8 protein-coding genes are annotated in these 7777 nt (G+C 59.6%); 6 read left to right on the top strand and 2 right to left on the bottom strand.

The window, feature by feature from the left end; all coding sequences use genetic code 11:
• The 5 genes from WB650_RS04130 to WB650_RS04110 all read left to right on the top strand — a co-directional run.
• Window positions 1-258, top strand: a 258-nt coding sequence (locus tag WB650_RS04130) for a hypothetical protein (protein WP_423959555.1), incomplete at its 5' end; no start/stop codon positions are given.
• Window positions 259-374: 116 nt separating this feature from the next.
• Window positions 375-1304: an IS1595 family transposase gene (locus WB650_RS04125; protein ID WP_423959553.1), complete on the top strand. Its 930-nt coding sequence runs from the start codon at window positions 375-377 to the stop codon at window positions 1302-1304.
• Between the two features lie 493 nt (window positions 1305-1797).
• Window positions 1798-2316, top strand: coding sequence for a hypothetical protein (locus WB650_RS04120; RefSeq protein WP_423959551.1), 519 nt, complete (start codon window positions 1798-1800; stop codon window positions 2314-2316).
• A gap of 195 nt (window positions 2317-2511) precedes the next feature.
• A complete protein-coding gene (locus WB650_RS04115) occupies window positions 2512-3159 on the top strand; it encodes an alpha/beta hydrolase (protein WP_423959550.1) in 648 nt (215 codons plus the stop codon).
• A gap of 221 nt (window positions 3160-3380) precedes the next feature.
• Entirely contained in the window at window positions 3381-4388 is a 1008-nt protein-coding gene (locus WB650_RS04110; RefSeq protein WP_423959548.1) for an aspartate-semialdehyde dehydrogenase, read from the top strand.
• A gap of 3 nt (window positions 4389-4391) precedes the next feature.
• On the opposite strand, the gene WB650_RS04105 is transcribed toward WB650_RS04110, so the two are convergent.
• Window positions 4392-5519 carry a hypothetical protein gene (locus WB650_RS04105; RefSeq protein ID WP_422304063.1) on the bottom strand — a complete coding sequence of 376 codons (1128 nt, stop codon included), beginning with the start codon at window positions 5517-5519 and terminating at the stop codon, window positions 4392-4394.
• Window positions 5520-5857: 338 nt separating this feature from the next.
• On the opposite strand from WB650_RS04105, the gene WB650_RS04100 reads away from it, so the two are divergent.
• Window positions 5858-6739 carry a 3'(2'),5'-bisphosphate nucleotidase CysQ gene (locus tag WB650_RS04100; protein ID WP_422304062.1) on the top strand — a complete coding sequence of 294 codons (882 nt, stop codon included), beginning with the start codon at window positions 5858-5860 and terminating at the stop codon, window positions 6737-6739.
• Window positions 6740-6812: 73 nt separating this feature from the next.
• On the opposite strand, the gene WB650_RS04095 is transcribed toward WB650_RS04100, so the two are convergent.
• Window positions 6813-7777: MFS transporter (locus tag WB650_RS04095; RefSeq protein ID WP_423959546.1), on the bottom strand; the 965-nt coding region annotated here is incomplete at its 5' end.

The raw sequence follows: 7777 nt of genomic DNA, 5'->3' as shown, positions 1-7777 counted from the left end.
GATTTTGCCGAGATCCAGGAGGCGCGGCGCAAAGCTCGCGCCGCCATTCCAGAACGCGAGAATCTCGAGCGCGCGGTGCAACTGATGCGCGAGAATTTGGCCGCAGTCGCCGTCGAGCTAGCGGACGCGCCGCGTGAAGAGCAGGCGGAACTACTGGCGCGCGTCGAGCGGCTGGCAGCGATGATTCGGTACGGGATGCGAATGCTCGGCGATCCGGTTGACGCGCGACTCGACGGACCGTTCTCGATTCGGTCATGAGTACGACTGTTCCCGCTCCCGCTCGCGCAGCCTCCTACTATCTTGTTCTCCTTCCCGCTCGGGAAGGGGATTATGTCGGGCTTGACACCCGCACTTGAAATGCGTATATTTGACGCATGAACAAGAAGGTCGAAGCTGGCAAGCCGCTCTGCACTCAGCCCAACATCACGCTCGCTCAGTTGATGAAACAATTCGGCGACGAGACGGCTTGCAAAACACTGTTGCGCGATATGCGCTGGCCCGATGGCGTCAAGTGCCCCCGATGCGGCAAGAGCGAGCGCATATACGAATTGAAGGCACGCCCGTTCCATTGGGTCTGCAAGAATGCTGATTGCGGCAAGCGCAACGGCTACCGTTTCAGCGTCATCACGAAAACGATTTTCGAGAACACCAACTATCCGCTCTCGATCTGGTTTCAGGTGATCTACCTGATGACTCAGAGCAAGAAGGGAATCAGCGCACTCCAAATTCATCGCCAGATCGGATCGGGCGATTACCGGACGGCGTGGTATATGGTCATGCGGATTCGCGCCGCGATGAAAGATGACGGCTTGGCCAAGCTGCTCGGCACGGTTGAAGTGGACGAAACTTATATCGGCGGAAAGAACCGCAATCGCCATTGGGACAAGAAGCAGCCCGGAACCGGCACCGCTGGCAAGATTCCCGTCATCGGCGCGATCAGCCGCAAGGGGAACATCGTCTGCAAGATGATCGAGAACACGGACACTGAGACGTTGACTCGATTCGTGCGCGATACCGTGAGCGACAAGGTGAAACTGGTCGCGACCGATGAACACGCTGGCTATCGCTACCTGAAATGGGGAATGCCGCACGAGGTCATCAAGCACGGCGAGAACGAATACGTTCGCGGCGAGGTTCATACGAACAGCGTCGAATCGTTCTGGTCGCTGCTCAAGCGCGGCGTGCTCGGCACCTATCACAACGTCAGCAAAAAATATCTGCCGTTGTATCTGGCGGAGTTTCAGTACCGCTTCAACAATCGCGACAACAAAAACATTTTCTTCGACGTGATAGCAGGATGCTGAGGTCAGCCCGCTGGCGGAAGCCTCAGCCAGACAAGGCCAGTCATCTGATTGTGGACAGGGGCGGACAATTCCGATTGCCGTTCCCGCGAAGGGTAGTACTATGCCGAAAGCAAAACCCATCTCACTCCATCCGCTGACGTTCCATGAAGCTCTCAAACACCTGGTTCGCGTTGATCCTGATAGCGTTGGTATTACTCCTAAGCGGCGCACAAAACGTAAGCGCGCAGTCACCAAGTCCAGCCCCAAACCAGATACCAAGGGCTAGCGGCGGCGCACAAAATTCCAATGACGAAGAGGGAAGCCCCCAAGCCACGCCTTCCTTTGGAAATCAGGAGAGCGCCGATCAACATCAGGCACCAACTGCCACCAAGGCCCCCGACGATAGCAGCGAAAAATACCAAGAAGCCCTTGTAGACAGCGCCGTCGTACAAGCGGCTTTCGCTGTTCTGTTGTTCTTTGTAACCGGCCTTTTGGCCTACATCGCAGTTCAGCAATGGCGCGCATACAAGAATCTGAACGCGGCGCGATCGTTGTCGATGAAATCGAGCTTAGGGATTTTCTGCCGGAATCGAAGTTGGCGAATGACGAAGCCACCTACATAGTTTTTCGATTTAGAAATATCGGCAGAACGTCTGTGCGGCTGGTCGAGTCCAAGGTTCAGTTTCATCTCGCGACGGAAATGGTCGAACCGCCCGACTATGGAGCCCGTCCGTTGAATATGACGGGCCAAATTCTTCCACAAAATGAGAGTCTGTTTCGGATGTATCGGCTCTATGATCCGAAACTTCCACACGCCCGCTTGCCAGATGTCACTTACGATCTGATTACCAGCACCAATGACGTGTTTCTGGTTCTCTACGGCTACATCCGGTACGTCGATGCGTTCGGTACCCGGCTCATCACCGGCTTTGGATACCAGTACAGCGCACTCGCGTCGATCTTTTCGAAACGAAGTGAGTTTCAGGTGTATGGTTCCGACGCCTACAACTACACAAAAAAGGATCGCCGCTAGTGGCCATGCGATGAAGCCCGCTTCTCGCGGGCGCGATACCGGCGGGTCGTCGCCGTCCGACGATCCCGACGCTGTTTCCTTAAAACGAGAGTTTGTAGAATCCGGCCTGTCACGTCGCCGCTCATTTTGCGGGCAAACGGACGCGGGTGTCAAGCCCGACATAATCCCCCTCAGAGGGGTTGGGGGTTAGGTTCCTTGGAAGAAGGGCTGACGCTTAGAATTACCGGGGTTGAGCCGGGCGATGAGATTGCGGGGGCGCGCAAGGTCATAATCAACACGACGCGCGGCGCGATTCCGCTCGTGTTGCATTCGGCGCCGGAGAAAGGACGCGCGGTGCTGTGCGTCAGCGGCGCGATCGGCGGATTCGACGGGCCGTCGATGCTCTACCCGCGGCTCGGGCTGGAGATGCCCAGGCGCGGACTCACGATTGCGCGGCTTGACTATCGCGCGCCCAACGAGTTCGGCGAATGCCTGGTCGATGCGATGGCGGCGCTGACGTTCCTGGGCGGAATCGGAAATCAGCGCGTCGCCTTGATTGGGCATTCGTTCGGCGGCGCGGTCGCGATCAACGCGGGCACGCTGAGCCCCATCGTCACCACCGTGATTGCGCTTTCGAGTCAGCTCGCGGGTGCGCACGTAGCGGGTGAGCTGGCGCCCAAGCCGCTGCTGCTGATTCATGGCGGGGCGGACACAATTCTCTCGCATGAAAGTTCGCAGGCACTTTACGATCGAGCGGGCGAGCCGAAGACGATCAGGATTCTACCAGGAGTCGGCCACGGCCTGGCGGAAGCATCCGACGAAGTATTCGAGCTGGTCAGCGACTGGCTAATGGAGAAAGTTTGAACGCTGGCAGTGCTGACGCCGGACGCAGGAGCGTCCGTCGAGATTCTTCGCTACAGCAACTTTCGCTCAGAATGACACAAGGAAGTCGTCCTGTTTTTTGTGTCATCCTGAGCGCAGCGAAGGATCTCGCGCGAAAGCGCGTCACGCTAGCAGTTGTGCGAGGCTTTCAGATCGCAACAAAACTATTCACTCCAACACCTTCATCACGATAGAATCGCGCGATGGCTAATGGGCAACGAATAGCAGTGATCGGTGCGACGGGCGCGGTCGGGCAGACCACGCTCAAAATCCTCGAGCAGCGGAAGTTCCCGATTCGCGAGCTGCGCGCGTATGCGTCGGCGCGATCCGCGGGCACCACCGTGACGTTCGCCGGCGAGTCAATAAAGGTCGAGAAGCTGGACGCCAACTCGTTCAAGGGAATCGACATCGTCCTGTTCTCCGCCGGTTCGGAGCAATCGCGCGAGTTCGCGCCGATCGCGGTCAAAGCCGGCGCGGTCGTTGTCGACAAGTCGAATGCGTGGCGAATGGATCCCGACGTCCCGCTGGTGGTACCCGAGATCAATCCCGCTGCCGCGCGCAATCACAAGGGAATCGTTGCGTGTCCGAATTGCACGACCATCGTCACCGTAATGCCGCTGAAGCCGTTGCATGACCTCGGGCGCCTGAAGCGAGTGGTCGCGACCAGTTTCCAGGCGGTCTCAGGCTCGGGCGTCAACGGTATCGCGGAGTTGCGCGAGCAGACGATGGCGTGGTCGAAGGGCGAGCCGATCAAGTCGAAATTTTTCGCCCATCAGATTGCGTTCAACCTGATTCCGGCCGGCGATTTTGTCGAGGGTGGATATACCGGCGAGGAAATCAAGCTGGTCAAAGAGATCAGGAAGATCCTCGACCAGCCCGAGCTGCCGATTTCGGCGACCACGGTGCGGGTGCCGGTCTTCACCGCGCATTCAATTTCCGTCAACGCCGAGACCGAGCGGAAAATCGCGGCGGCCGACGCGCGCAAGGCGTTTGCGGACTTTCCGGGGATACGGCTGTTCGACGATCCCGCGCAGAATCGCTATCCGATGCCGATCGTAGTCGAGGGGCAGGACGACTGCTTCGTCGGGCGAGTCCGCGAGGATCTGAGCTGCCCCAACGCGCTGAACTTCTGGGTCGTCGGCGACCAGTTGCGCAAGGGCGCCGCGCTCAACGGCGTTCAGATCGCCGAACTGCTAATCGGCGCGCGCTAGTTTCTACTCCGCCACGAACGTCACGATGCCGGCCGGAATCGGATTGGTCACCGTGTGCGCGCCCGTGCGCGGCGCACTCAGCATCCCCTGAATATCGATGATCGCCACGTAGCTGAAGTCCTCATTTTCCAATACGGCATAAGCCTTGTGCGAGTTCGGGCTGACGTAAGCGGTCACCGTATGAGGATCGAGACCTTGCGACCAAATTTCCTCGGTCGGAGGAGCTGGCACCGTGAACGCCGCGTAGTCAACGACGGCGGGCGTTCCGGTCCCTGAAGTGGCAGGCAACTGAATGACGCCCTCCAGATTGCCGCCGAACTCTCCCGTAACTACACCCAGGTGCGTGCCGGGAGCGACTGCGATGCCGTCGGTGCCGGCGGAGAAATCATCAAACTCGGGAAAGTTCTGGAACTGGCTCCCAGGATCGGTCCAGGTGCCGGGCGCGCCGTCGGTCCCGGGCGTGAATACCGCCTGAGTCAGATCGGCGATGAAAAGATCGCCTGTGCCCTCGTCGGTGGCGAGCGCGACGCCTGTAGTGCAATCCTCGGCCGCCGAGTCGAGTACCCCTTCCTCGAGCTGATTGTTGAACAGGGCAGCCGTCGCGGTGCTGATATTGACCAGTTGGTAGAGCGAAGCCTCGTTCGGCGACAGCACCAGGTGGCGGACGGGATCGATAGAAACGTTCTCTGATGTCGTCGTCCCCGCGGGAATCGGTGTTTCAAATGCGGGCGTGCCGCCAAGGTCCAGGAATTGGAACCCACCCGGGCCGCCGGATGACAGGCCTATTGTGATCAATGCCCGGTTAGTCGAGGAATCCACCACCACACCGCAGTTTTCGCATTCGCCGCCGGAGAAGCTCTCATCGGCGGTCGCGCTGCTGGACAAGGTGCTGGTAAGAGTCGTGCCGTTAATCAGGTAGACGTCAGTGTTGTTGCCGACGCATACCGTCTCGCCGGTGGTGGAATTAGATGAGCATGAGTTTGGAATGTTCGCGGTAGTGATCGAAGTCGGCGCGCCCCCTGTGCCAAGTCCACTACTGGTTTCAATTGGTACAACTTTGATGCTGGCCGTACCTGTCTCCCAGCCCCCCTGTGGAAGATAAGCGGTGGCGTTCGTGCCCTGGACCAGCACCGAAAGAGAACTCGACGGCAGGCAAGCATTCGGGGCCGCTGTAGGCGTTGAAGTAGGCGTGGGGCGCTTATGGTGAGTAGTAGTCGAGCACGAAGAGCATGGATCGCACCCGGTGGTATCGAGTGACGCCCATGCAACCACAAGTAATAGACAAACAGCCAGCCCCGCCCATCGAAAGGTCATATACGATCTCCTAATGCGTATCGTCGCCCAGCTGCCGATATGGCTCAGCTAGATTCGAATTCCCGCCAAATAGTTCCCCAAAACGTTGCGGCGAACATAGACAAATGCCGTGAGAGTAGCAAGCGAATCGGGCAGGCGCATCTTTGTAAGGCCGAGTGGTTCATCCTGAACTATTCGAGCGCGATGGAATCGGCATCGAGGTGCAGATAGGATTTGCGCGGCTGGAAAACACGATGGAAGAAAATGATTTGACGCGCGAGCTGAACCTCGCGAAGAAGGCGGCGCGCGAGGCTGGCGAGATCCTGCGCGGTTATTACAAGCGCGAGGGGCTCAAAGTTGGTTCGAAGGGGCACGACAATCCGGTCACGCAGGCGGACCTCGAGGCGGACAGCGCGATCAAGAAGGCGCTGCGCGATCCCTTTCCCTCGTACGGATGGCTGTCCGAGGAGACCGTTGACAACGACGACCGGCTGAAATGCCGGCGAGTGTGGATCGTCGATCCGCTCGACGGCACCAAGGAGTTCATCAACGGCATTCCCGAGTTCTCGGTTGCGATCGCGCTGATTGAAGATGGAGTGCCAATTCTCGGCGTCACCTACAATCCTATCAAGCGCGAAATGTATTGGTCGGCGCGCGGCGTCGGATGTCATCTGAATACGCGGCGCGCGCGCGTCACTCGAGTGCGGACGCTCAAACGCGCGACCGTGCTCGCGAGCCGCAGCGAAACGGCGCGCGGCGAATGGCAGGTGTTTCACGGGATGCTGATCGTGAGCCCGACCGGCAGCGTCGCATACAAGCTCGCGCTGGTTGCCGCGGGCAAGGCTGATGCGACGTTCACGCGATCGCCGAAAAGTGAATGGGACATCGCGTCGGGGGCGGCGTTGCTGGCCGAGGCGGGAGGAACGATCACAGATATCAAAGGGCGCGTGCTTCGATTCAATCAACGTGATGTGAAGCTCGAAGGGTTGATTGCGGACAATACGGTTCTGCACGCGGCGTTGATGAAAGTCGCGCCGAAGGGCGCGCTGAAATCGTAGAACCTAACACCCCAACCCCTTCCCATAGTGGGAAGGGGGATCGGATTAAAGACGTCCGCAGCGGGACTGGAACTTACGAGGCTTCCGCGGTGGCGATTTCGTAGCGGGTGCGGCCGGGGCCGGTTTCGGGGAGGAAGTACATCGTTACGATTGGCAGGAATTGGAAGACCAGGAAACCGAGCATCACGGTGCGCAATCCGATGTGGGCGGCGAGTGCGCCGCCGAGGAACGGTGAAATGAATGCGCCGAAGTAGCCGATCGCCCATACGAAGCCCAGCGCAGCGCCGACGCGGATCGGATTCATGCCGGGTAGTTCCATTAGCAGCGTCGTGATTGCGGCGAGCGATCCTGCGGAGCCGATACCGACCAGCACCAGCGACAGGCGAATCCACGTCGGATCGGGAAACGTCAGCGCGCCGGCGCATCCGAGGAGCGTCGCAAACGCGATTGGCCACGTGAACGGTTTGCGCAGTCCCGACATCCCCGTGCCGATGCCGCCGCCCAGTGCCGCGAACAGTCCGGTGAACGGCAGCACCTGCGTCATCAGCGAGGCTTCGGCGAGCGACATGCCGCGGTAGGTGCGGAAGAACTCGGGCAGGAATGCGGTGTAAATCTGGAATACCCACATGCCGCCGAAGAGCCCGGCGGCGATCAGCAGCACGTTTCGCATCCTCGCGACTTCCATCAGCGCCGATCCGCGTTCAGCCGGCGCTTCGATCGCACTCGGCGCCGGCGTTGTGATCTCGGTGCGACGCTCGCGTCCGAAGATCGACCACAACAGTGCGACGCCTGCCGAGCCGACGCCGTACCACAGCAGGGTCATTCGCCACGATCCGACCGCCGCGAACAGGACAGGGGTAGAGCGGAATACGGCGGTGAGTCCGACGTAGCCGAAGGAGAAGTTGACCATGTTGATGTACGGCCACTCGCCTTCGCCGAACCATTGCATCGTCAGCGTGCCGGGCGGCGCGATCACCAGGCCATAGCCGACGCCTTCGAGCACGCGGCATGCGAGCAGCGCGACGAAATCCGGCGCGA

Source organism: Binatus sp. (SeqCode) (assembly GCF_049584895.1).
GTDB lineage: Bacteria > Desulfobacterota > Binatia > Binatales > Binataceae > Binatus.
This window is presented reverse-complemented; position numbering and strand designations above follow the sequence as displayed.